Below are 25167 nucleotides of genomic sequence, written 5' to 3' on the forward strand. Positions count from 1 at the left end.
GATTTCTCTCATTTCAAGCGCTGCTCCCAAACGGTAACATGTTGAATACAAAGCGAATCAAGCTATTACCGAGCTGGGAGTGACGCAGATGGAGCACATACGTCGGATAACGAAATCCGGTGGGGGCAAATGGAGCAGGTGGTCGGAGCCGTTATGGGGGTACGCGTTTATATCGCCTTGGCTGATCGGCTTTTTCGTACTGACGATCGGACCGCTGTCGCAATCGTTTTATTTATCGCTTACCCAGTACAACTTGCTGGAGCTGCCGAATTGGATCGGGCTGGACAATTACAAAGAAATTGTAACGGAGGACGGTGAGTTCAGGAAGTCGCTGCAAGTGACGCTGACCTATGTGGCGCTGTCCGTGCCGCTGAAATTAATTTTCGCGCTGCTGGTCGCTTTGCTGTTATTCCGCGCGCTCCGGGGCATGTCGCTGTTCAGGGCGGTGTTTTATTTGCCCTCCTTGATCGGGGGAAGCGTCGCGCTGTCCGCCATCTGGCGCAACTTGTTCGGCATGGACGGCATTCTGAACCGGATCGCTGGCTGGTTCGGATTTCAAGGCATGGACTGGATCAACAATCCCGGGACGGCGCTGTACACACTCGTGCTGCTGGCGGTATGGCAGTTCGGTTCGTCCATGGTGATCTTTTTGGCGGGACTGAAGCAGATTCCGCGGGATCTGTACGAATCCGCCTCGGTGGACGGCGCCTCGAAGATTCGCACTTTTTTTGCGATTACATTGCCGATGCTGACGCCGATCATTTTATTTAACTTGGTCATGCAAATTATCGGGAGCTTCCAGATGTTCACCCAAGCGTTTATCGTTACCAAGGGCGGACCGATCAATTCGACGCTCGTCTACGCGCTTTATTTGTACCAGAAAGCTTTCGCGTACTTCAATATGGGCTATGCCAGCGCGCTTGCCTGGATCTTGCTCGTCATTATCGCCATCTGTACGGCTCTGATTTTCTGGTCGTCCAGACGATGGGTGCATTATGAAACGTAACCGATCGACGCCAAGGAGGAGACCCGGATGAAACAAGCTGTTTTATATCGTTATATCGTACTGATTCTGGCAAGCCTGGTTATGATTTATCCGATCTTGTGGCTGGTCGGCAACTCGCTGAAGTCGAACGAAGACATTCCGAAGCCGCAGCTGTTCCCGAGCGAGTTGCAGTGGAGCAACTTTTCCGAAGGCTGGACAGCCATCCCCGGCTTCAGCTTCGCTCATTTTTTTTACAATTCGTTTTTTATCGCGACGCTATCCGTTGCCGGAACGCTGGTATCGAGCGCTTTGGTCGCCTACGGCTTCGCACGGCTGCGCTTTCCGCTGCAAAAACTATGGTTCGGCATTCTGATGATGACGCTGATGCTGCCTGCCCAGGTTACTTTGGTGCCGCAGTACATTTTGTTCAAATCGTTCGATTGGGTAGGGACGACGCTGCCGCTGATCGTTCCGCACTTTTTGGCGGTCAGCCCGTTTTTCGTTTTTCTAATCGTCCAGTTCATCCGCGGTATTCCTAAAGATTTGGACGAATCCGCCAAAATCGACGGCTGCTCGACCATCGGGATCGCGTTCCGAATTGTGCTGCCGTTATGCACGCCGGCTTTTATCACAACGGCGATCTTCAGCTTTATCTGGACATGGGACGATTTTCTCGGGCAGATGATCTACTTGACCGATACGGCTAAATATACGGTGCCGCTGGCGCTCCGGCTGTTCCTCGACAACACGTCGGCGGTCACATGGGGGCCGATGTATGCGATGGCGCTGTTGTCGGTCATCCCCTGTTTCGTTATTTTTCTGGTCGCACAGAAATACTTTGTGGAAGGAATTGCAACAACGGGGATTAAGGGATAGTTGTTTACGGCAGGCGCGTGCAGGCCTTATCCTGTATGTATAACAGCTAAGACGACAGGTGATGGTGGCACATGAGAAATCCTTTCAAGACGTTTTCGTTTCAGGCGACTTTCTACGTTTCTTTCCTAGCAATTTCCGCCCTTCTGATCCTGCTTCTCGGTTGGACGAGTTATTACATTACGAATCAGGAAGTAGTAGGGCAGACGATATCTTCAAGGAAGCTGCTTCTGGACGAGATCAACAAGCAGCTGGACATGCAGCTCCAGTCCGTCGAATACGACTCGCTCGCGCTGGCGAGCAACCCCAAGCTGATCCATTATTTGCAAACTAACGAAGATCCGTTCGAGCGCCTCGGTCAAACGTCGGAAATGATCGATCTGCTCAGCCGGCCGAGTTATGTGAAGGATGGCATCTTGTCCTTACAGCTGTATGCGAAGCATACGACAGGCAGCAGCCATATTGCCGGGAGCGGGGTGTACGGCTACGATCTTCTGGAGCGGGTTTCCTGGTATGACCAGATCAAGGATGCCGATTACTGCTGGGTCGGCGCTCATCCGGTCGAGGTCGGCGATTATCCGGAGGGTGACCGGCAGGTCGTCACCTTTGCGAGAAAAGTGCTGTCCGCGGCGGGCCAAGAAGCCGGCGTCCTCGTCGTAAATGTGAAGCTTTCCTATATCGAGAAGCTCGCGTTCGGCAGCAAGACGGATGCGAGCCGCTTTATACTCGATACGAACGGTCGGCTGATCGCGCAATTTCACGGCGGCCCGGTCCAGCCGGTTTCCTACGACAGATCCAGCGGCGATATTGCCGCGATTATGGACAAATCCGCTTCTGACCAATATGCGATAGCTCCGTTGGATATGAAATCGCTGATTATTTGGAACAAGCAGACCCGAACGTCATGGGTGACGATGGACGTCATTCCTTGGGAGACGATTACGAAAGGAAGCCGGCGTATTGCGAGCGTAATCCTGGTCGTAGTCGTTTTATGCATCCTGCTGACGGCTGCGATGGCGTTTTTGTTGTCCGTCCAGTTCGCTGCTCCGATTCGCAGACTGATCCGCGCGATGAATGCGATGAAGGTCGGGAAGCTGAACGAGAGGATCGATAACGATTACCGGAACGAATTCGGTCATCTCAACGATCATTTCAACGAGATGGCAGAACGGATCGAGACGCTAATCCGGCAAGTCACGGAGCAAAACCGGCGGCAGCGCGAAGCGGAAATTCAAGTGCTGCAAGAGCAGATCAACCCGCATTTCCTGTACAATACGCTCGATATGATGAATTGGCACGCGATCGAATCCGGCTCGCACGACATTAGCCATATGCTGGCCTTGCTCGGCAAAATGCTGCGGATCGGGCTGTCGAGCGGCGCTACGTTTATTAGCGTTCGCCAGGAAATGGAGCATCTGAGCTGTTATGTGGAGCTGCAAACGATCCGCTATAAGCAGACGATCCGCTTCGAGCTCTCCGTGCCGGATGAGCTAAAGCACTGCTATATTCCGAAACTGATTCTCCAGCCGTTCGTAGAGAACAGTCTCCTTCACGGGCTGCACGGGCAGCACACGGGCGGTACGGTGTTGATTACCGCCGGGGAAGATGATCGGGGCGTGTATTTCCGGATCGAAGATAACGGACGAGGAATGGAGGCCGTCCAATCCGCGCCCGGACGGGAGCGGGGCGGGATTCGGAATGTGCACGATCGCATTCAGCTGTATTTCGGTGAGCGTTATGGGGTGGAATTGCGCAGCGTGCCCGGTCAAGGAACAAGCGTAACGCTTCGTGTGCCCAAGCTGACGGAGGAGCCGGCACCGAACATCAGGGGGGAGACAGCATGATCAAAGCCGTCATTATCGATGACGATATGACAACCGTTCAAGGACTAACCCGCTCGGTCCGGTGGGAGCGATTCGGCATCCGGGTAGTCGGAACGGCGATGAACGGGAAGGAGGGGCTGGAGCAGATCGAGGCTCTCCAGCCGGACCTTATCTTAACGGATATATTCATGCCGGTCATGAACGGGATCGATATGCTGAAGGCGCTGCGGGAGGCGGGCAACACGGCGGAAGTGATCATTTTAAGCGGATATGAAGATTTCAAGTACGCCCAATCCGCGGTCAAGCTGCGTGTTCACGATTATATGTCAAAGCCGGCGACACTGGATGAAATCGAGCGGGTGCTGAAGGACGTCGCCGACCATATATCCAAGCGGGATTCGGAGGAAAAGGAAGAGAAAGAGCTCCGGGAGCTGCTTGCCTACAATTTGCCGACGACGCGCCGCCAGCTGTTGAAGGGGCTGCTTGAGCCGGGCTTTTGCCAAACCGGCTTTTACCGCAAAGTGTCCGATTATTTGAAGCTGGACTTCTCCGGCCAATATGTAACCGTCGTTCTGATCGAGTTTTTTATCAATCGGGAGCGTCACACGTACCGGCCGAACGATCTGTCCCTGTTCGCCTACGCGGTCCAAAATATAGTGGACGAGCTCGCGGGTCATCGGGACGGCGTTCATGTCGCCGATATTCAGCGCAACCTGCTGTCCGTCGTCGTAGCGGTTCCTTCGTGTGCGAGCCAGGAGCGGGCCAGGCGGCAGGGGATTCAGGTGGCGCAGGAGCTGCTGGATCATGTCCGGGACTGCCTGAAGCTGCAAGTGTGGGCGGCGGTCGGTTCGGTGGCGCAGGACGTCCGAGACATCCCCCGTTCTTACGCGGCGGCGGTCGATCTGCTGGCCAGACGCGAGCGGATGTCGGATAAACAGCTGCTGCTGAAGGAGGACGTCCGGGAGCTGGCGAAGCCCGTATCGCGGCGCCCGATCGAAAGTTATCAGGCGGTCGTCGACGCCATGATGCTCGGGCAGGAGGAGCTTGTCGAGGCCAGAATCGTCGAGCTGACATGTGCGCTTCGGGAAGGAGACGCTCCGAGCATCGGCGATTTGCGGGAGTTCGCGATCGATATCGTCGGCATTGTGACGCTGGCTTTGCACGAACACGGATTGCAAATCGAATATTTCCGCGCCGATTTTACGATGTACAAGGAGCTGGAGCTGATCTACGGCATTGCCGATTTCGCCGGCTGGCTCCGCGATCTGGTGTTTCCGATCTGCCGGGCGATGGACGAGCGCAGCTCGCAAAAACACCGGAAAACGATCGATTTCATCAAACGGTACGTACAGCAGCATTATGCGGAGGATGTAACGCTTGACGTGATTGCCGAGAAGGTGTATTTGACCCGCAACTATTTAAGCCAAATCTTCAAGCAGGAAACCGGCGAAAATTACAACAGTTACTTGACGCGCGTGCGGATGGAAAAAGCGAAGGAATTGCTGCTAACCGGAAACTATAAAGTTTTCGAAATCTCGCAAATCGTCGGTTACAAAAACAATGCGTACTTCAGCCAATTGTTCAAAAAGCATACCGGATATTATCCGTCGGAGCTGAATAAATAAGACTGGCAGCCGGGAGGAGAGACGGGGACGTTCTTGCAGACGATCCCCGTTATAACGGCAAAAAACGTACGATTCGGCACCTGTCCCAACTCCGTATATTCGTAGTAGTTATTGTAGATTTCTCTAATTTTAATAGAAATTCAACATTTTATAATGGAGTTGTACAAAAGAAAACTATCGAGGGGTGCATACACAATGAAGTGGCGGAACAGACCGGAAAGACGGGTACTCGGTTCATTGTTGGCGATGACGCTGTTAGGGGGCACGCTCGCAGGCTGCGTTCCTACGGAAAAAAAGAGCGGCGATCAGCCGGATGCCGGCACAAACAAAACGGAAGCGCTTCAAAATGTGGAGCTGAGGTTTGCCTGGTGGGGAAGTCAGGGCAGACATGACAGAACGCTGAAAGCAATCGAGAAATTTCAGCAGCTTCATCCTAACATTAAAATCAAGCCGGAGTATACGAGCTTCGACGGCTACTGGGAGAAGCTGTCTACGCAAGTCGCAGGGAACAATGCGCCGGATCTGATGCAGATGAGCGTGCTGTATATTAAGGAGTATACCGACCGCGGCGTGCTAGCCGATCTTACTCCGTATGCGAACAAGGAGATTCAGGTCGCCGACCTGAACAAGGAAGTGATCGCGAATCAGGGAACCGTCGGCAGCAAATTTACCGGCTTGCCGGTGTCCGACAACGCGTCCGTACTTATCTACAACAAAGAAATGTATCAGCAGGCCGGAGTTGAGCCGCCGAAGCTGGATATGACGTGGGAGGAATTTTTCGCCAAAGCGCGTGAGGTCAAGTCCAAGCTTGGCGACAAAGTGTACGGTGCGTTCGATATGTCGGCCTCGCTGGAAGCATTTATGTATTACGCTTTCTCCGTCGGAGATACGATGTACAAAGGAAACAGGCTCGGCTACTCCGATCAGACATTCCGAAACTGGCTGAAAATGTGGGACGACGCCCGGAAGGAAGGAATCGTGCCGACGGCCGCGATGACCGCTTCGTTTTTGCCGCTGGGCAACTTCGACCCGAACAAGGACGCGCTGATGAAAGGGATCGTCCCGATTATCGGCCCCCAATTTACGGCGACGTTCCCCGCGTACGAAAACGTCATGAAGGACAAGATCGATATGGTCTCCTATCCGAAGGACAAGCATACGGGAAGCGTGCTGCTGCCGGCGATGTTCTTGTCCATGTCGGCCAAATCGAAACACCCGAAGGAAGCGGCGATGTTTTTGGACTTTTTCCTCAACTCCAAAGAGGCGGCCGATGTGCTCGAGATCGAAAGAGGTCTGCCGGAAAACAAAAAGATATTGGAATATTTGACCCCGCGATTTAACGACCGCGACAAAAAAATGATGAACATGCTGGAGCATGTGACGGGTAACAAACCCGGCATGTACGACGGAGGGCCGAAAGGCACGGGCGAGGTAACGAAGCTGTTCGAACAGACCGTGCAGAAGCTGCAGTTCGGCAAAGCTTCGATCGACGATGTCGTCGCCGAATTCCGCAAGGAAGCCGACAAAATTTTCGAAAAAAACAATTAAGAGTGCAAACGGGAAAGGGGATTCTCCGGCATGAATAAGCGCCAGTTTTCCGTTATTGGCTGTCAGCATGCGCATATCGGGATATTTATTAGCGAAATGCTGGAGCTGGGTTACAGCTGCGCTGGTATCTATGAGGAAGAGCAAAACGGTCTTTCCCGCGCTTTGTCCGACAAATTCGGCATTCCGCTGGCGCGTTCCAAGGAAGAGCTGCTCGGCGACTCCGTTGCCGTCGTCGGTTGCGCGGCGATTAACGACGAGAAGATCGACGTGATCGAATACTGCGAAAGCCGGGGCAAACATGTCATGGTCGATAAGCCCGCAGTTGTCAGTATGGACGGGCTGCAGCGGTTAAAGGCGGTTGCCGGAAGAGGGAACATCGAAATCGGCATGCTGCTGACCGAGCGGTTTCATCCGGCGATTCACACCTTGAAGAAACAGATCGAACAAGGCGCTTTAGGCGACATCGTAACGGTTGGAATGCGCAAACCGCACCGTCTCGATGCCGCCGCCCGTCCGGAATGGTTTTTTTCGAAAAAACAGTCAGGCGGGATATTGATCGATCTGCTCGTGCATGATTTCGACCTTTTGCGATGGTTAACCGGCAAGGAGATTGAAACGGTGAGCGGATACATCGGAAAAACGATAATGCCCGAACGTCCGACCTTTTACAATTCGGCCAGTGTGCAGGTGTTGATGCAGGATAACATCGTTGCTCAGCTATACGCCGATTGGCACTCGCCTGTCGGGAGCTGGACGTGGGGAGACGGCCGGATATTCGTGACCGGGACGGAAAGCTTCGTGGAGCTTCGGCTGCAGGGCGATCCTTTGGTCGGGGCTGATCCGGTGGTTATCCGCTCGACGAACGGCGAGTCCGTCGAATCGCTTCCCGCGCTGCAGCCGCCATGCACGATTACGGAAGATTTCTTGCGGCGGATCGGCGGAGGGGAGAGCATCCTGACTCAGGACGATATCGTCAAGGCGTCGGAGGCGACGATGTGGGCCGATCGTACAGTTACGTACTTGAATCGATACGAAGCACCGTGAGCGGATGAAATCGGCGCCGGCAATGAAATCTGATTATCGGCTCATATGTGTAACCGACGAACAGGGCATGGATAGAAGTTTTCTCGTTAGAAAAAGCCGCCAAATGGCGGCTTTTTCTATGTTAAAGCATATCGTTGTTGAGAAAATATGACATAACAAACAGCTTTGCCCTGTGTTAAAATTATCCAAGGGCAACTGATATACCTTTCCTAAAAGAGGTGACGTTATGAGTCAGAGTGCGAAAGATCTAATCTCTGATGGTGTTGCAGGCAGAACATCTTCGGACGGGTACAAACCAGCGAATGTTCCGAATGCATTAAAAGTCATATACGATCATTCCAAAAAATCCTTGGAGGATGAAGACATGACAAGTACATCAAGTGCAGCGGGAACGAATGTGCTTTCCAAATCACTCGCACATTTAACTTACAGTACATTATACACAAGCGATTTGCAGAAATCCGCCAAGTGGTATTATAAAGCGTTTGGGATCCAAATCGTAGCCATCAACTCAGATTTCGCAACCATGGAATTTGCACCCGGTCGTATTGTGTTTTTTGAAAGAAATTCCGACTTTCCGCGGAAAATCAGCTTTTCAACGAGAAACATGGAGGCTGTAAGGAGACAACTTCAAATTGCGAATGTCGAGTTCGATGCGGATGAAGATTCTTACTTGAGAATCAAGGATATCGATAATAATACCATTGAGGTTTGGAAAACCGTCTCTGAAGTAGAGATCTCGATGCCAAATGAGTTCGTGCGAGATTTGATACGTTGTCGGTTGGAAACAAAGGACGAGATTCGTCTAATTGCTATGCAAATAGCTGAGGATCTTGACTTCCATGAGGCTGCGGCAATGCTTCGTGCCTTATTGAATCGGCATAAATGGAGCATAGAGGCAGAAACGTTTATCGCTTCCCGCTATTCCGGCAAGGTAGAAGCTATATTCGTATGTATGGAGGTTTCTGAAGCAGCTGATGGTTTGCTCGAGCAAGGGCTGGAATACATTCCTATTCCAAAGCACGATTACTGCGTCTTCCCGGTATCTTATGATCACAAGGATAAACTTCGTACGAAAGAGCAGTATGGTGCCAGGGCGGGTTTTATGAGTTGGTCGTTTACGAAGCCGGAGGAGAGCTACTACATACTCGAATTTTACAGAGATGATTGCATAGAGCTGTATATGCCCTATTACTGGGATAAAGGTTGGAAACTACATGATAATGCGGTAAATGGTGCCGGGGAGGTAGAGAAGGATGAGTAAGCAGTATTTAGAGTTCTCGGTTATTACTTTGTACGCTAGTGATATTCAAGTATCCGTCAATTGGTTTCGTAAAGTGTTGGGTTTTCAAGTCTTGCATATAAACGGCCGTCATGCTGAAATGAAAGTCGGACCTGGAGTCACTTTTCATTTGAGCACGAATGAAACTGCAGATCGAAGGTTGGATCTTATCACAAAATATTCTACAGAGCTGCGAGAACAGCTTAAAGTCAATCATATTGAAATCGAAGATGAGGATGACAACCATTGGTTTGCATTTCGGGACCCGGATAACAATTGGATCACCGCATGGGCAGGTGGCTTCGGCATGGAGAAAATGGAGATCCAAGAACGAGAGGGTGTTTCCTAGTCAAAACGTGTATGTGTGCAATTTCTTCAACTTGGGTAGTCGTTATTAGGCAGTATACAGAGATTCCGATGCAAATGAAAGAGCAACATTTCAAAAGCTCTCCTATGTTACAACTAGTATGAACTCGACAAGGGAGATGAAACGCATGAGAAGACTGGAAGGAAAAATTGCATTAGTAACCGGAGGCAGCCGGGGAATTGGACGCAGCATCGCCTTGCGGCTGGCGCAAGAAGGCGCATTTGTAATCGTGCACTATGGGAGGAGGCAGCATGAAGCGGAGGCTGTCGTGCGGCAGATCGAACAAAGCGGAGGGAACGCATGCGCGATCGGCGCAGACCTGAGTACGATGGACGGCATTTTGGATCTGTTTGCGGCGCTGGATGAAACCCTACATAATCGTACGGAGGGCAGCGGACTCGATATTTTGGTCAACAATGCCGGAATCGGTCAAATCGTCGGTCTGGAAAAGACGACGGAACAATCGTTTGACGAGGTTATGCGGCTTAACGTCAAGGCGCCGCTGTTCGTAACCCAGCAAGCTCTGCCACGGCTGAACGAGGGAGGACGGATCATCAATCTCTCCTCTTTTGTGACGCGGGTCGCCTCTCCTACCGTTTTCGTCTACAGCATGTCGAAAGGGGCGATCGACACGTTTACGCGTCTTTTGGCCAAACAGCTGGCAAGCCGCCATATTACGGTGAACGCGATCCAGCCCGGCATTATCAACACGGAGATGAATGCTGGGACGCTGCAAGATCCGCAAGGTCAAGCGTACGCGGCCGGTCTTTCCGCCTTCAACAGATGGGGAGAGCCCGAAGATGTGGCCGATATCGCCGCCTTTCTCGCTTCGCCGGACAGCCGCTGGATAACCGGTCAATTGCTCGACGCCAGCGGGGGGTCTCGTCTATAAACGGCTCACTGCCGATCAAGCGTAAATAGAAGGTATTGAAAACTTGCTCGATGAAATTAGGTAAGCTGCGGAAACAGTCCGAATTGGAATTACTCCAAACGGTAGCTGTGGAATGGCATATCTGGAGGTTTCATTAGAAAATTGCGTAAGAATAGTAGAAGTTCTTGTCCCGGGCTGGGACAAGAACTTCTATGAAAGGCAAACGATCTGACAATGCTGCTAATCGCTTTACTGATCTGTATTGATTTCACCGGCCCGGGCTCCCGGCTCCATGTCCCGTACCCGCTTCAAATAGGAGGTCACGTTTCGGTCCTCTTCAATCGGGTACACGAATTGCATTCGTTCGGCCACTTCTCCCGCCGTACTTCGGAACAAGTCCAACGTGGCGAACAAGGCCCGCCACACTCCTTCGTAAGTTGCCTCCGGGTAAGTGGACATGAAAGCCGACCAACTCGCCCTCGGAAGGTGCTTTTCCATATACTTCCCATTTTTCCCCGTGCTGAGTGAGAATCCGGTATCGATGCCAATCTTCCATTCGAGCATTTTGAACAGCATCGGTCTTACATACAGGTTCAAATGGTCCAGTGCATAAGTGATTTCTCGTCTCCACAAGCCTTTGGCGACATAGGTGGATACCCACCAAAATTCGTTGCAGCAATCAGCGAAAAAAGCGGCCGACGGACGTTTCACCCAATAATCCTCATCCGAAGGCGGCGCAAGCTTCGGTAAAGCTTGGTCCTTATCGAGCAGCACAACGGATAATTTGTCGCCGTTATTCCAATTGTCCTTTTTCTCGATCGGACATAGGGTAAGATCGATTCGGTTGCCGTCCGTAAACAACATCAGATAAGAGAAGTTTCCGTCCAGTTCGGGCGGGAATAAATCCATATCCTCCGGCGTTTGCATAACGATCCGGCTGCCGAAAACATCCACCCAATGTTTGTCCCCGATAAACGAATCCATGTCGGTTACCAAATAAACTACATCGTAATCCTGAAACCTGTCCTTTGGAGCGTTCGGATTCGTTCGCGATCCGTTCATCGCTACCGCCCGGACCCGCTCGTCATTGCGGGCAAAGTTCAAGATCAATTCCATCATTTCTCGTTCGCTTCTCATCTTGGATTTCAGCCTCCCCTAAAAAAATAGTTGTATGGGCAGGTGTAGGAGGGCGGTCCGCGAATTCGAACGAACCAAAACCGGCGTCGATCAGATCGTTACAAGTTAGGAAGCATCACTTTCATCGGATAAGTTCCTCCTTTAGTTCTATAACGTGTTTGTTAAGCAGCCAAGTTCGCAGTTACTGTCCATTTTACCACATGTTGGACTGTGAATCAGCCATTCCTTGTGAATCCACAGGTGGACTTAACTAGCCGCGTAAATCGCGGTTATTTTGGAGAGATCTCATAGATCAATTTTTGACGGAAATTCGGTCAATATTTTAACAGACGGCAAGTGCGCCTATACCTATAATTTGATTTGATGGCAGAAGTTCTATGTAAATGATCGGCCGAAACGGTTTGTTGGGAAGCAGGCTTAGGATATGAACCGCAATCGTTCGATAGGAGAAACGGGGGAAAAGAAGTGGAAGTGAAAAGTCAAACGGCACCTTATGCGAGTCTGGAAATTCATGCGGATGTTGCTGTTATCGGAGGCAGTCTTGGCGGTTGCGCCGCAGCACTGGCGGCCGCGTCAGCCGGCAAAACGGTAGTTATGACAGAAGAAACGGCTTGGATCGGAGGCCAGTTAACGAGCCAGGCGGTTCCTCCGGATGAGCACAGGTGGATCGAGCAGTTCGGCTGTACCCGCAGCTACAGAAATTTTCGCGAAGGGATTCGCAGCTATTATCGGCGAAATTTCCCTTTGACGATCGAGGCGATCCGCAAGCAAAACCTGAATCCGGGCAATGGATCGGTAAGCAGGCTGTGCCACGAACCTCGCGCTGCGCTGGCCGTGCTTCAGGAGATGCTGGCGCCCTATGTGCACAGCGGCAAGGTGAGGCTGCTGATACGGCGTGTTCCGATCCGGGCGGAAGTCGAGGGGGATACGGTGCAAGCGATTACGGTGCGCCATACGGAGACCGGTGCAGAGGAGACGATTGTCGCTCCTTATTTCCTCGACGCGACCGAATGCGGGGATTTGCTGCCGATGACCGGAACGGAATATACGACAGGAGCGGAATCCGTACACGAGACCGGCGAGCCGCATGCCGTGGATGGCGATCCGCTGCCGATGGATATGCAGGCGTTCACGTATTGCTTCGCTATGGATTACATCGAGGGTGAAAACCATACGATCGAGCGGCCGAGAGATTATTTGTTCTGGCGGGATTACGAAGCCGATTTTTGGCCCGGAAAATTGCTCAGTTGGACGGGAGTTCTCCCTCGGACGTTACAACCGCGCGAGTTCGGCATATTTAGCCAAACGGCGGATTTATGGCGTTACCGGCGGATCGTCGATAAGACGAATTTTACGGAAGGAACATTTCGCAGCGACATCACCATTGTGAATTGGCAGCAAAACGACTACTGGCTCGGTCCGATTATCGACGTACCGGAAGAGGTGCGCAACAAACATTTGGAAGGCGCCAAACAGCTAAGTCTGTCTCTCCTGTACTGGATGCAGACGGAAGCTCCGCGCCCCGATGGCAAGATCGGGTACCCCGGGCTGAGACTGCGCAAAGATGTGGTCGGCACGGAGGACGGACTTGCGATGTATCCGTATATTCGGGAATCGAGGCGCATTCAGGCAGAATATACCGTGTTGGAGCAGCACATCAGCCCGGATGTTCAAAAAGACGGACGGGCGGAACTTTTCCATGATTCCGTAGGGATCGGTTGTTACCGCATCGACCTCCATCCGAGCACGGGAAACAGGCATTATATCGATATTTCGTGCTTGCCGTTTCAAATCCCGCTAGGGGCGCTGATTCCGGTTCGCATGCAAAACTTGCTTCCCGCCTGCAAAAATCTCGGTGTTACTCACCTTACTAACGGATGTTATCGGCTGCATCCCGTAGAATGGAATATTGGCGAAGCCGCGGGATTTTTGGCAAGTTATTGCATCGACAAACAATTACAGCCCAGCGCAGTTCGAAATCATCCCGCCGCTCTTAAAGATTTCCAGCAAGTATTGACGAGGGCAGGAGTTGAATTGAGTTGGCCGGACATCCGTGCCATGTAGTGCAACCAAATCAATCCTATCCGGCCGTTTTGACCGGGTAGGGATTGATTTGGTTGTTTCACGTTATCGTAAAAAACCGGTTTTAAGTATAAAAACTTATTGACGATCCCGGATATACCTTGTATGCTAAAAATAATTTAAGATATTATGGTATGACCAATGTACAACTGAACTTGTACAAATAAATAAGGAATTGAATCCTTCTATTGGTCGGACCATAATATATATTGAGAGGGGAGATGTTTACTTCATTTTTTGTGATACTTCGAAAGAAGAGTTCAAGTCGAAGGCGGTCAAAGGAAACACGAATGGTCAGATTGACGTTGTACCTAAGCAGACAAGGAGATGGTGTGGATGCTCGCGAAAAAAATATGGCTAACAGTCGGAATATGCGTTGTCGCGACCGCTTGCGGAAGTAAGCCGGAGACGGATACCGCTCCGGGAGATACAGGCAAAACCCCGGAGCCTGGGATGTCGGTCCAGAAAGTCGTCGATACGCCGACCGACCTGTATATCGCTTATCCGGGCAGCGGGGAAAAGGATGAGCTGTTCATGCAGCGTTTCGGCGAGCAGATCAAGAAGAAGTTTCCGAACTACACGCTGAAGTACGTACCGCGGACTCTCGCCGAGGGGACAAATTATTATGCTTCGTATCTTGCCTCCGGCGCACCGATCGATATTATGATTTCCTCTCTCGGTACGACGTCGCTTTATTTGACCAATCTGAGACTTGAAAGCGATATCAGCGATTTGATCAAAACGTACAATTACGATCTGACCCGCATCGAGCCCTCCTTGATCGACATACAGCGTCAGCTCGCGAACGGGGGGATCTACGGCCTGCCATGGACGAGCGGAAGCTTCGTTTTTTTGTACAACAAAGACTTGTTCGACAAATTCGGGGTGTCCTATCCGAAGGACGGCATGGGTTGGGACGAAATCTACGAGCTGGCGAGAAAGCTGACCCGCACGGATTCCGGAACGTCGTACAAGGGCTTTGCGATCCAGTTCGAAAACGCTATGGGTACGAATCAGCTGTCGGCGCCGTACTTCGATCCGAAGACGCACAAGTCGAAATTTTTGGAGGACAGCTTCGTCAAAGCTTTTGACAACATGGCCCGGTTTTACAAAATACCCGGCAACGAACCGCCGACCACAAGCATTCCCCTCGCATTCCAAAAAGAGAAGACGGTGGCGATGTTTATGGGTACAAGCGGCCAAATCAAGCCTACGGCGGAGCAGGTGCCGAACTGGGACGCCGTATCGACGCCGGAGCTGTCGCAGAAACCGGGCGTCGGCTTTCAGGCTGCGCCCGAGTACTTCTATATCACGAGTAAAAGCAAATCGCGGGATGCCGCGTTCCAGGTGCTCGCCTTTATCGCCTCGGACGAATTCCAGGAGTGGCTCGGCAGAACGACGGCCATCCTGCCGGTGACGAAAGACCCGAATAAGCTGATGCAGACTTTCGGCGCCGATCTGCCCGGTTTTCAGGGGAAAAACGTGAAGGCGCTTATTCCTCGGACGTATGCTCCGTTAACGATCACCCCTTATCTGACCATCGGCAATTCGGAGATGACGACTGCGCTCAAGGATCATTTGGCCGGCCAAGATGTGAACACCGTATTAAGAGAAGCGGGAGAGCGTGCAGATAAGCGTATCGCGACCGAGCAAGGAAAGTGAGCGGTCCGGTGATAAACCGGCGCACATAGATATCAAACGGCCTGGAGCCGAATAGGGAGAGAACATACATGGGAAAACAAGGCTTTTTTCCGGCATTGGGTACGCCTCTGGACGAGAATGGACGATTGATCGAAGGAAGCTTGCGTCGACACGTCGCGGATCAAATTGAAGCAGGTGCGGCCGGGTTGCTCGTTATGGGATCGATGGGGCAGCAGCCCTATATCCGCGGCGGTGAAACAGCCGAAATCGCCAGAATCGCCGTCGAAGAGGCGAGAGGAGCTTGTCCGGTGCTCATCGGCGTAATGGACAATTCGATCGGGCGGGTCCAAGAACGGATGGATCGGCTCGACGGGCTTGCGATCGATGGAGTTGTCGCCACGACGCCGTTTTATTACCCGCTGACGCAAGCCGATATCGTCAACTTTTTCACGTCGTTGGCCGCTTATTCGCCATATCCGGTTTATTTGTACGATTTGGCGGTTGTGACGCAGAGCAAAATTTCGGCACAAACGGCGGAAAAGCTGATGAAGGTGTCGAACATCGGCGGCATCAAAACCGGCGATCTGACGACGGCGAGAGTGCTGTCGAGGCTGCAGCCGACTATCAATCCCGATTTTCGCATCATGTTCAGCGGCCTCGATGTGTTCGATGCGGCATACGCTTACGGAATCCGCGACAATTTGGACGGCATGTTCAGCTGTACCGCGTCTTTAACCACTGCCATGTATAAGGCTCTCGAGTCCGGGGACAACGAAGCCGCGGCTCGGAGTCTGGACGGGATATTGCTGCTGCGGGATACGTTTGTCGAAGTCGGCGTTTTCCCGGCCTTTACACATGCGATGAATTTGCTCGGATACGAAGGGACGTTTCATCCCGATTACATGCAGCCGATCGGCCCGGAGCAGCAGGAAAAGGTGCATGAATGCATGCAGCGGCTGGCACTGATCTAACATTTCGGGATATAGTCCCGGCATTGCCTGGTTGTCGGAAAACAGCCGAGGGAGCGGTATGGACAATTATACAGGGGGACCGGAATATCTAGGGGATGCGTTCGGCCCGGAAGGCAGCGCCGTATGTTTGCCGGGTGGAGCGATTCGATTCTTTTATACCGATAAATCCTCCAAGCCTTCCCATATCGTTTCCCGTACATCACGGGACGGAGGGAGAACTTGGGAGGAGCCGAAGCGGGAATTTTCTACTCCTCCGGTCGCATACCCGGATAAGGGCGGACCGTCGATCGACACCCAGACTTGGTATTCTACGGCTTCTCTGATCGATGAAGACGGGGAAATCCATGTGATGTTTCAGGTATACTACGGGACGGGAGCGATAGGCGTCACCCGGTTTATGGATGTGTACCATATCAAATCCGTGAAAGGGCGCACCGGCTGGTCGGAAGCCGTCCCGATCCGTTCCGGCATTTGGTGCGGGGCTGCAAAAGGGCTGACGACGATCAAAACATCCGGGGGCTGGCGGCTGGTTGCCACTTTCGGCGAATGGAGGGTCCCGGCCGTACCGGGCGAAGGCGTGCTGGACAGCCATGTGTACTACTCCGACGATAATGGCTTGACATGGACGGAAGCGGATTATGCGGACGGCAAGCCGCTGTATGCCCCGGTGCGGGACGATTTCAACGGAGCCAATTACGGGGCGATCGAAGGATGCATCGTCGAACGTGCACCCGGGTTGCTCAGCATTTACATGAGAACTCAAACGGGATCGATCTATGAAGCGTTGTCCACCGATTGCGGCAGCACGTGGTCTGCAGCAACCCCTTCTCCGCTCCGCGGCTCCAGTTCACCTGCATATGTGATCAGGCTGTCGGACAGCCGGCTTGTCGCCTTCTGGTGCAACCAGCCCCAGCTTCCTTTAATGGAGGCGGCCGGAGGAGGCGCGATCGGCATTTACAGCGGGCGGGACGCCCTGCACGGAGCGATTTCGGACGACGGCGGGACGACGTGGAGTGGATATCGCGAGCTGCTGCTGGACCCTAGAAGAAATGAAACGCCGATTAAAGGAGATGTCGGGGTCGCTTATCCGAGTGCTGTCGAATTGGCAGACGGAACGATCTTCCTGACGACCGGTCAAGGCATTTCCAGGGCGATGCTTCGCTTTGCTCCCGACTGGCTGTGCGAGACGAAACGTTCGGATTCTTTTACAAGCGGGTTACTCGATTGGTCGACTTACACCGTGTACGGTCTGGACGGCGAGACACCGGGTCTTGGCAAGAAGCCGCCGAGAACCGAAGGAGCTTGTTTGGTTGACCACCCCGACAGGGCCGGGGCCCAATCGCTGCATATCCGAAAAGCCGACCCGGAAAAACCGGCGGACGGAGCCACTTGGAACTTCCCGGGCGGAAACGGTGTCCGGGGTAAGCTTCACCTGCGGGTGAAGTTCAATTCCGGCTTTCAGGGAGCATGGATCTCGTTGAATGATGCCTTCTACGATCCCTGGTACCTGGATGGTGAAAAAAACGCGGTTTTCCAGCTAACCATCGGCCCTGAAGGACAAATCGACGGCGGCAGCCGATTGGAGCTCGACCAATGGCTGGATCTGGCCTTCGCTTGGAATATGGACGAAGGGCGCTGTCAGGTCGCCCTCGACGGTGGACGGACGCTTGCCGTCTTGCAGCAAAAGAATCGTGGCTGTGATGGAACGCCGATTTGTTATTTGCGGCTCAAGTCCGGTGCGGTGGGAGCGCTGCCGGACACGAAAGGGTTTATGGCGGATTCCGTATGGGCGGATACGGGCGTATGAGCCGGGACAGAAAATTCATTGAAAGAGGTGTCGAACCATGCTGCAAAAAAAAGGCGGCGTCGTATTGGATTTGCGTCCGGGAGAAGGGAATCCGCGCAACAGCGAAGGGGCGTTTCTCGAATTGCAGGACGGCAGGCTGTTATTCATCTACAGCAGGTTCATCGGAGAATCGAGCGGGGATGCGGGACTTGCTTGTCTCGCCGCACGGTATTCCGAGGATGAAGGGGAGAGCTGGTCCGGGGATGAGCGAGTCGTAAGTCCGGAAGAGCACGATGCGATGAATTTGATGAGCGTGTCGCTTATGCGTATGCAGAACGGGGATGTCGGCCTGTTTTATTTAATCCGGTACGGTTTGCACGATATGCGGCTTCATCTCCGGCGTTCTGCCGACGAAGGAAAGACATGGGGGGAAGCGATATGTTGTATCCCCGGGCCGGGCTATTATGTGACGAATAATGATCGGGTCATTCGGCTGGTCAGCGGCAGACTGGTCTTCCCGCCGCTTATCACAAGGTGCGCGGCGATAGCCGGGCGGACTGGAAATCGCTCGATGTCAGAGGTGTGGCGCACTTTTATTTGTCCGATGACGACGGATTTTCATGGAGAGAAGCCAAAAATTACTGCGTGCTGCCGTATTCACGTACGATTAGCGGTCTTCAGGAGCCCGGTGTCGTTGAACTTAGCGACGGCAGCTTGTTCGCATGGGCTCGAACGGACGTCGGCTGCCAGTACGGGATGTATTCCCGAGACGGCGGCGAGACATGGAGTTCGCCTGAGCCCACCCCGTTCTCTTCGCCTTGCTCGCCGCTTTCGATGAAGCGGATACCGGATCAAGACGCGCTGCTCGCCGTCTGGAATCCGATCCCTCATTATCAGACGAGGGAATATACCAGAATTTCGGGAGGACGTACGCCGCTGGTAGGAGCGATCAGCAAAGACGAGGGGCAATCATGGGCGGACTTTTTCGCCGCCGAACTGGAGGAGGACCGCGGGGGTTATTGCTACACGGCGATCCATTTCACGAGCGACTCCGTCCTGCTCGCTTATTGCGCCGGTGAACCGGAGGACCGCTCGCGTCTCGCCCGGCTGAAGGTGCGGAAAATCCGGCTGTCGGACATCGTTTTTTCCTAAGAAATCGGATAAACTGAAGATAAAGATGACGTTCAATCAACCGGGTAAACGCGGAGGATGACTCTATTAGGAAGAGTTGCCGATACTAAACAGAAGATGCACCACTAGGGGTCCGCGTACATCGCGGATTATTTTTTTGTATACAGCTATTGATCCAGTGCCGCTTCCTGCGGTTTATGAAATTACGTGCATAAACATGCTACAATGGAACTGGAACGATAGCTGATTAGGGGAGGTTATACATTGGGAGCCGAGATTATTAAAGTTTGCAAAGAACATTTACCCTCCCTGCGATTCATAGGCAAATGTTACACCGATGCGGATCGGGGACCTGACGGCGGTTATGGTCACAAATGGAGGGAATGGTTTCAGAAGGGCTGGTTCCAACAGCTTGAACAGCTGGGCGTCCTTCAAGGGATCGAGAACGGATATTTAGGCTTGATGGGTTGTTCGGACCAAGCTAACAGTTTTCAATACTGGATCGGCGTCTTTTTCCCGGAACAAACGGCTGTCCCCGAGCATTTCGATTCCGTCGATATCCCGGAAGGGGACGTAGGGATTTGCTGGATTTACGGAAACTCGAATAACGGCGAACTGTACGGGCAGGAGCCCCATAATCGGTGCATGGCCAAACTGCAGGAAAACCAGATGGGGCATTTTCGTGATGATTTTAAGGGCCCGGAAGAGAAGTGGTGGTGGTTTTTTGAGCGATACAACCATCCGCGGTTTACGACTCCGGACGATCAGGGGAATGTGATTTTAGATTATGGGATGTATTTGGGAAAGTAGACTGCCAGCTAGCCGTTAACATGCTTTCAACTGCAGCTTCGGTGCACCGCGCAGCCTCTCGCTCCTACAGCAAATTACATATCGGGGAAGGGCCGCTTCGCTAAAGGAGCGGCCTTCCTTATTTCCAAAAACGGGCAGCGAGGGCAAATCCGTTAAAAATAGATAGCAGTTGTTAAATAAATACCATTTTCAAACCGGGACAAGCTATTCTTATAATGGATTATCCGGAATAAACAATGGGAGATCGCCTCAATGATACGTATTCGCAAACGCAGCCTTCGGCTTTATCTTACGATCGCGCTTCTGACGCTGATGGCGGCATGGACGACCGGCTGCCTCGACGACGGCGGGCAAGCGGAACGCCCCGGCGGCATGGGTGAATCGCTTCTCGGGCGAAGCATTACGGTATATATGGGCAACAGTCCGGCGGCCGATGCGATTCGGGTATTGCTGCCCGAATTCGAAGCGAAAACCGGATTGAAGGTCGATTTGACGAGTTTCTCGAATGAACAGCTCAGCCAGAAGCTGTCCGTCCAATTCGCGGCGGGCAGCATCAACCCGGACGTATTCATGCTTCGGCCGCTGGAGGAGCTGAGACTGTTCGGCGTAAGCGGCTCGCTGGAGCCGTTAGACCGGTTTATAGACGGTGACGCGGAGTATGACTTCGCTGATTTTTCCCAGATTGCCGTCGAATCCGTCACCTTGGACGGAGCGATTGCGGCGATGCCGCTGTCGACGGAGCAGCAGATTTTGTACTTCCGCAAAGATTTGCTGGAGGAAGCGGGATTATCCGTACCGCGTACGCTTAGCGAGCTGGAGGCGGCCGCCGGGACGCTGCACGATCCGGCAGGAGGCGTATACGGCTTCGTAGCCCGCGGACAGCGGAATGCGTTGGTCACCCAGCTGTCTTCCTTCCTGTATTCGGAAGGAGCCGATTTTCAGCAGAACGGCAAGGCAGCGATCAATACCCCGGAAGCGATCCGGGGGATCGGCCGCTACGTGACGATGCTGAAGCGGTACGGTCCTCCCGGCGTATTCAACATGGGCTGGCAGCAAGCGGCGGGGTTGTTCTCGCAGGGAAAAGCGGCGTTTTACACCGACGCGAGCGCCATCTATTCGATCGCGATCGGCTCCGAGCAGTCGTCCATCAAGGGCAAGGTCGGCTTCGCCACATTCCCGGCGGGTCAGGCAGGCGCAAGGCCGTACAGCATTACCGCCTGGGGCCTGGGAATGAACGCGGCGTCGGACCGGAAGGAGGCCGCCTGGCAATTTATCCGCTGGGCGACCAGCAAGGACATTGTGTTGAAGTCGCAGCAATTGGGAAATCCGGGTGCGCGTCAGTCCGTCTGGAGCGATCCGCACGGCATGTCGGGTTTTCCGGAATCGTACATTGCCGTCGTAACGGAATCGATGCGCATCGGTGTTGGTCATGACCGCCCGAAGGTCGTCGATGTAGGGGCGGCTCGTGATCTGATCGGCGATATCGTCGTTCAAGGATTGCTGGACGAAGACATTCAGACTGCGGCCGACAAAGCGAATCGCGAGTTTCAAGCGCTCATCGACAAGGAGCGAAGCCCATGAACACGTTCGGCAAAATCATTTTACTGCTCGTCTCGCTGCTGATTCCGATCATTTTTCTGTACGGATACTCCAATCAGGTTAGCGTAAACGTTGTACGCGATACGATCGAAGCCGGCAACAAAAACCGGCTCGACTTTTTTATGAGCCAGATGGAAATGATGATCGATCAGTTGACGAAATATTCGGTAACGGCAAGCCGCGACTACAGCATCAAGGAGTATTTGGACGGCAGAAGCGCAGATTCGCGGGTCGTGCAGATGCAGCGGCGCAACCGGATCGTCGAGATGCTTAACATGCAGATTGCGACAAGCGCGTGGAACAATCAGATTATTTTGTATCTGCTCGATTCCAAAGAAATCTTATCGACCGATTACTCGGTCCAATTCGACGAAGGGTACATCCGAAACCCGCAATGGAAATTGTGGTCGCACCGGAGCGCGGTTACGTTCGGTATTACGCAAACGTTTTTCTCGCGGATCAAGGAGAGCGATATTCCGAACCTGCTCGTCGAGGTGCGGTTTACCGACGACAATCTGCGGAATATGCTGAACCTGCTCAAGCAGGGCGGGGAGCACGAGCCGTTCCTGTACCATGCCGGAAGCGAGCCGATCATCAGCTACACGGCCAACCGGACGCTTGTCGACCGGATCGCGGAGCGGCTGGACGGGACGGAGCTGTCCCCGCAGGGCGGCAGTATGACCGTTCAGCTGCAGGACGGCACCTATATCGTCAATTACGTCCGTTCGGAAAGTCTGGGCTGGTTTCTCGTTGATATCGTCCCGCTCCAGTCCGTGTTCGCTCCAATCGTTACAAGCCGGAACTTGTTTTACGCTTCGATCTGCCTGCTGATGGCGCTCGGCGTATTGGTTACGCTGCTGCTGTATCGTAACGTGCAGCGGCCGATCCGGATGCTGATCCTGGGCGTACAGCGGATCAAGGACGGCCAATATTCGGCCAGGCTGAAGCGTCAGCCGAACAACGAATTCGACTTTCTGTTCGGCAGCTTCAACGAGATGGCCGGACAAATCGGGGATTTGATCGAGAAAGTGTACAAGGAGACGCTTCGGTCGAAGGAAGCGACGCTTAAGCAGCTGCAGTCGCAAATCAATCCGCACTTTTTGTACAACTGTCTGTTTTATATTAAAAACATGTCTAACTTGGGCGATAAGGATGCGGTATCCGCTATGGCGCTTAATCTCGGCGAGTATTACCGCTATTCGACCCGCCTCGAAAAACCCACGGCGTCATTGGCCGAAGAAATGAAGCTGATCGAAAACTATTTGACGATCCAGACGATGCGTATGCAGCGGTTTCATTACGAGATCGACATTCCCGAACCGATGCTGTCCCTAGACATTCCGCGCCTGCTCGTCCAGCCGCTTGTGGAAAATGCGATCGTGCACGGTGTGGAAAACAGCGCCCGCTTCGGCTTAATTACAATTACCGGCATGGAGGAAGACGGGGTGAGACGGATCGTCGTTGAAGATAACGGTCCCGGCCTGTCCATGGAGCAGATTGCGGAGCTGCAGCGTAAAGTCGCGTCGCCCCAAGACGAGGAGACCGGGTTCGGCCTGTGGAACACGCATCAGCGCCTCGTGCATAAATACGGCGGAAGGTCGGGGCTGATCTTCGGCCGCTCCGAATCCGGCGGCTTGCGCGTGGAGCTGGTATGGGAGGAGCGGCTGGATACGCCGTGACTGGAGCTTATGGGCCGATTAGGAGGGATTCGGATGTTTCAACTGTTGATCGTCGATGACGAAGCGAGTGTGGTAGACAGCTTGGCCGATACGCTGCCTTGGCAGGAAATCGGCATTTCCGCCGTATTTAAAGCTTATTCGGGCAGTGAAGCTCTGGAAGTGCTGAAGACGAATACGATCGATATCATGATGACCGACATTCGCATGCCGGGCATGGACGGGCTCGAGCTGCTGGCGCTCGTCCGCCGCGAATGGAAATGGGTGAAATGCATCCTGCTGTCGGGCCATGCGGAATTCTCTTATGCGCAAGAGGCGATCCGGCACGACGCCCATGAGTATTTACTGAAGCCGGTCGGAGACGACGAAGTGTTGGCCAAGGCCGGCCAGCTGGTCGCCGAGCTGCGGAGGGAACGAGATGAGAGCCGGGCGTACGAGCGTGTCGCTAAAGCGTTCCAGGAGCATCTTCCGAAGCTGCGCGGCGATCTTCTCGCCGATCTGCTGCAAGGAACGAAGCTGTCGGCGGACAAGCTCGGGCATAAGCTGGAATCGCTCAAAATCGAGATGGCGACGGACGAACGGTTCGCGCTGCTGCTGTGCAGGCTGGAAGACCGGTTGGCCGAGCTCGATTTTTACAGCTTGTCGCTGATGGAGTACGCGGTCGTCAATATGGCGGAAGAGCTGTTCGAGGACGAGTTCAGGCTGTGGAGCTGTAAAGATATACACGGCTATCTCGTATTTCTGGTCACGCTGCGGGAACGGCGGGGCAGCAGCCCGGAGCAGAGCGAGCCGCCGGCGCCGCCGATGCCATTCGCGGAGCGGGCGACGGAACCTGAGGAGAGCCGGCTCCAATCGATCGCGTCCCAGCTGCAGCTCGGCGTGACCCGGTATTTGAAAGGCAGTGTGTCGGTCCTGATCAGCCGCTGGGGTTCGTTCCCGGCGGATATACAGCAATTGTACGAAGAGATTCTGTTATCGATGCGCAGACAAGTCGGTCAGCAAAGCGGCCTGCTCATCTACGTGTCGGACGAACTGGAGCGGATGCCCGTCCATGCGCTCCAGCGTCTGAACGAACCGCCGATGCTCGTCCATCTGCTGGAGTCCGGCGACTTCGAGCGGACGCGCGACAAGCTGAACGGCGTCTGGGAGGAGCTGAGCTTGAAATGGGCCGACTCCCGGGAGCATATGACGGAGGCGTTTTTCTCTATCTATGCCTCGTTCAGCTCGTTCGCGCATAAAAACGGCCGGCAGCTGACCGATATGATCGGCCCGCTGCTGTCCGATGTGACCGGCTTGACGCCGATCCGCTCGCTGGAGTCGTTTCATCAGTGGATGTTCCAGTCGCTGGAGCTGCTGCAGCAATGTATGGAGAGCGAGACGCGCAACGACCGGGAGAACGCGGTGCGGAAAATCAAGCATTTTGTGGAAAAGCATCTGGTAGACGACGTGTCGCTGCAGACGATCGCCGACTCGATGTATATGCACCCCGTTCATGTGTCGCGAATCTTTAAGCTGGAAACCGGAGAAAATTTGAGCGATTTCGTGCTGCGTCTGAAAATGGAGAAGGCGGCCGTGCTGCTTGCCGATCCGTCGCTGAAAAACTACGAGGTTGCGCTGCGGCTCGGGTATCAGAACCCGAACTATTTTATCAAAGTGTTCAAAAAATATTATTCGGTCACACCGCAAGAGTTTCGCCAGAAGCTCGAAACGGTGGGCGAACTATAGCGGGAAGCGGCTCATCCTCAAAGGGATGCAGCCGCTTTTTTTGAGCGTTGCTTATGATGGAAGCTGCTAAAGCGTTTAGTTTAGTCTAGTCTAGTACCAGCAAGTGTCGCAGGTCGTTTTTTGTGGACCCGCGCAAGAAAGCTGTTTACGGGACGGTAAGGCGTCCTGCCGCCATAAAACTTCAACCAAAC

The 25167-nt window shown here is 53.4% G+C and carries 19 protein-coding genes; 18 read left to right on the forward strand and 1 reads right to left on the reverse strand.

What is annotated here, in order from left to right; genetic code table 11:
• Positions 1 to 88 precede the first annotated feature (88 nt).
• From PV433_RS06765 to PV433_RS06805, 9 genes are all read left to right on the forward strand, one after another.
• On the forward strand, positions 89 to 1006 hold the full coding sequence (locus PV433_RS06765; RefSeq protein ID WP_332071421.1) for a carbohydrate ABC transporter permease: 918 nt from the start codon (positions 89 to 91) through the stop codon (positions 1004 to 1006).
• Positions 1007 to 1033: 27 nt separating this feature from the next.
• Positions 1034 to 1861 (forward strand): carbohydrate ABC transporter permease, encoded by an 828-nt coding sequence (locus PV433_RS06770; RefSeq protein ID WP_332071422.1) that lies wholly within the window; start codon positions 1034 to 1036, stop codon positions 1859 to 1861.
• A gap of 71 nt (positions 1862 to 1932) precedes the next feature.
• Positions 1933 to 3702: a cache domain-containing sensor histidine kinase gene (locus PV433_RS06775; protein WP_332071423.1), complete on the forward strand. Its 1770-nt coding sequence runs from the start codon at positions 1933 to 1935 to the stop codon at positions 3700 to 3702.
• Positions 3699 to 5306: a response regulator gene (locus tag PV433_RS06780; RefSeq protein ID WP_332071424.1), complete on the forward strand. Its 1608-nt coding sequence runs from the start codon at positions 3699 to 3701 to the stop codon at positions 5304 to 5306. The genes PV433_RS06775 and PV433_RS06780 overlap by 4 nt, the downstream gene beginning before the upstream one ends.
• 195 nt (positions 5307 to 5501) lie before the next feature.
• Complete coding sequence (locus tag PV433_RS06785) at positions 5502 to 6854, forward strand: ABC transporter substrate-binding protein (protein ID WP_332071425.1); 1353 nt, start codon at positions 5502 to 5504, stop codon at positions 6852 to 6854.
• 30 nt (positions 6855 to 6884) lie between these two features.
• Positions 6885 to 7898 (forward strand): Gfo/Idh/MocA family protein, encoded by a 1014-nt coding sequence (locus tag PV433_RS06790; RefSeq protein ID WP_332071426.1) that lies wholly within the window; start codon positions 6885 to 6887, stop codon positions 7896 to 7898.
• Between the two features lie 226 nt (positions 7899 to 8124).
• Positions 8125 to 9162, forward strand: coding sequence for a VOC family protein (locus PV433_RS06795; protein ID WP_332071427.1), 1038 nt, complete (start codon positions 8125 to 8127; stop codon positions 9160 to 9162).
• On the forward strand, positions 9155 to 9529 hold the full coding sequence (locus PV433_RS06800; protein WP_332071428.1) for a VOC family protein: 375 nt from the start codon (positions 9155 to 9157) through the stop codon (positions 9527 to 9529). The genes PV433_RS06795 and PV433_RS06800 overlap by 8 nt, the downstream gene beginning before the upstream one ends.
• A gap of 145 nt (positions 9530 to 9674) precedes the next feature.
• Positions 9675 to 10439 (forward strand): SDR family oxidoreductase, encoded by a 765-nt coding sequence (locus tag PV433_RS06805; protein ID WP_332071429.1) that lies wholly within the window; start codon positions 9675 to 9677, stop codon positions 10437 to 10439.
• 228 nt (positions 10440 to 10667) lie between these two features.
• Here PV433_RS06805 and PV433_RS06810 read toward each other — a convergent pair whose 3' ends face one another.
• Positions 10668 to 11555, reverse strand: coding sequence for an aminoglycoside 6-adenylyltransferase (locus PV433_RS06810; protein WP_332071430.1), 888 nt, complete (start codon positions 11553 to 11555; stop codon positions 10668 to 10670).
• Between the two features lie 465 nt (positions 11556 to 12020).
• On the opposite strand from PV433_RS06810, the gene PV433_RS06815 reads away from it, so the two are divergent.
• From PV433_RS06815 to PV433_RS06855, 9 genes are all read left to right on the forward strand, one after another.
• Complete coding sequence (locus PV433_RS06815; RefSeq protein WP_332071431.1) at positions 12021 to 13619, forward strand: FAD-dependent oxidoreductase; 1599 nt, start codon at positions 12021 to 12023, stop codon at positions 13617 to 13619.
• Positions 13620 to 13973: 354 nt separating this feature from the next.
• Positions 13974 to 15299: an ABC transporter substrate-binding protein gene (locus PV433_RS06820; protein WP_332071432.1), complete on the forward strand. Its 1326-nt coding sequence runs from the start codon at positions 13974 to 13976 to the stop codon at positions 15297 to 15299.
• 68 nt (positions 15300 to 15367) lie between these two features.
• A complete protein-coding gene (locus PV433_RS06825; RefSeq protein WP_332071433.1) occupies positions 15368 to 16249 on the forward strand; it encodes a dihydrodipicolinate synthase family protein in 882 nt (293 codons plus the stop codon).
• A gap of 58 nt (positions 16250 to 16307) precedes the next feature.
• The gene (locus tag PV433_RS06830) at positions 16308 to 18056 is read left to right on the forward strand and encodes a sialidase family protein (protein ID WP_332071434.1); all 1749 of its coding nucleotides are present in this window, start codon (positions 16308 to 16310) and stop codon (positions 18054 to 18056) included.
• 561 nt (positions 18057 to 18617) lie between these two features.
• Positions 18618 to 19187 carry a sialidase family protein gene (locus PV433_RS06835; RefSeq protein ID WP_332071642.1) on the forward strand — a complete coding sequence of 190 codons (570 nt, stop codon included), beginning with the start codon at positions 18618 to 18620 and terminating at the stop codon, positions 19185 to 19187.
• A gap of 243 nt (positions 19188 to 19430) precedes the next feature.
• The gene (locus PV433_RS06840; RefSeq protein WP_332071435.1) at positions 19431 to 19976 is read left to right on the forward strand and encodes an AraC family transcriptional regulator; all 546 of its coding nucleotides are present in this window, start codon (positions 19431 to 19433) and stop codon (positions 19974 to 19976) included.
• Positions 19977 to 20228: 252 nt separating this feature from the next.
• Positions 20229 to 21557, forward strand: coding sequence for an ABC transporter substrate-binding protein (locus PV433_RS06845; RefSeq protein ID WP_332071436.1), 1329 nt, complete (start codon positions 20229 to 20231; stop codon positions 21555 to 21557).
• Positions 21554 to 23254: a sensor histidine kinase gene (locus PV433_RS06850; protein WP_332071437.1), complete on the forward strand. Its 1701-nt coding sequence runs from the start codon at positions 21554 to 21556 to the stop codon at positions 23252 to 23254. The genes PV433_RS06845 and PV433_RS06850 overlap by 4 nt, the downstream gene beginning before the upstream one ends.
• A gap of 33 nt (positions 23255 to 23287) precedes the next feature.
• Positions 23288 to 24976 carry a response regulator gene (locus tag PV433_RS06855; protein WP_332071438.1) on the forward strand — a complete coding sequence of 563 codons (1689 nt, stop codon included), beginning with the start codon at positions 23288 to 23290 and terminating at the stop codon, positions 24974 to 24976.
• Positions 24977 to 25167 lie beyond the last annotated feature (191 nt).

The organism is Paenibacillus sp. GYB004 (genome assembly GCF_036577605.1).
Taxonomy (GTDB): domain Bacteria; phylum Bacillota; class Bacilli; order Paenibacillales; family NBRC-103111; genus Paenibacillus_AB; species Paenibacillus_AB oceani.

Bases quoted from the DNA above. Each gene is read 5' to 3' on its own strand.
- PV433_RS06765 (WP_332071421.1), top strand. From the start codon at position 89: ATGGAGCACATACGTCGGATAACGAAATCCGGTGGGGGCAAATGGAGC.
- PV433_RS06770 (WP_332071422.1), top strand. From the start codon at position 1,034: ATGAAACAAGCTGTTTTATATCGTTATATCGTACTGATTCTGGCAAGC.
- PV433_RS06775 (WP_332071423.1), top strand. From the start codon at position 1,933: ATGAGAAATCCTTTCAAGACGTTTTCGTTTCAGGCGACTTTCTACGTT.
- PV433_RS06780 (WP_332071424.1), top strand. From the start codon at position 3,699: ATGATCAAAGCCGTCATTATCGATGACGATATGACAACCGTTCAAGGA.
- PV433_RS06785 (WP_332071425.1), top strand. From the start codon at position 5,502: ATGAAGTGGCGGAACAGACCGGAAAGACGGGTACTCGGTTCATTGTTG.
- PV433_RS06790 (WP_332071426.1), top strand. From the start codon at position 6,885: ATGAATAAGCGCCAGTTTTCCGTTATTGGCTGTCAGCATGCGCATATC.
- PV433_RS06795 (WP_332071427.1), top strand. From the start codon at position 8,125: ATGAGTCAGAGTGCGAAAGATCTAATCTCTGATGGTGTTGCAGGCAGA.
- PV433_RS06800 (WP_332071428.1), top strand. From the start codon at position 9,155: ATGAGTAAGCAGTATTTAGAGTTCTCGGTTATTACTTTGTACGCTAGT.
- PV433_RS06805 (WP_332071429.1), top strand. From the start codon at position 9,675: ATGAGAAGACTGGAAGGAAAAATTGCATTAGTAACCGGAGGCAGCCGG.
- PV433_RS06810 (WP_332071430.1), bottom strand. From the start codon at position 11,555: ATGAGAAGCGAACGAGAAATGATGGAATTGATCTTGAACTTTGCCCGC.
- PV433_RS06820 (WP_332071432.1), top strand. From the start codon at position 13,974: ATGCTCGCGAAAAAAATATGGCTAACAGTCGGAATATGCGTTGTCGCG.
- PV433_RS06825 (WP_332071433.1), top strand. From the start codon at position 15,368: ATGGGAAAACAAGGCTTTTTTCCGGCATTGGGTACGCCTCTGGACGAG.
- PV433_RS06830 (WP_332071434.1), top strand. From the start codon at position 16,308: ATGGACAATTATACAGGGGGACCGGAATATCTAGGGGATGCGTTCGGC.
- PV433_RS06845 (WP_332071436.1), top strand. From the start codon at position 20,229: ATGATACGTATTCGCAAACGCAGCCTTCGGCTTTATCTTACGATCGCG.
- PV433_RS06850 (WP_332071437.1), top strand. From the start codon at position 21,554: ATGAACACGTTCGGCAAAATCATTTTACTGCTCGTCTCGCTGCTGATT.
- PV433_RS06855 (WP_332071438.1), top strand. From the start codon at position 23,288: ATGTTTCAACTGTTGATCGTCGATGACGAAGCGAGTGTGGTAGACAGC.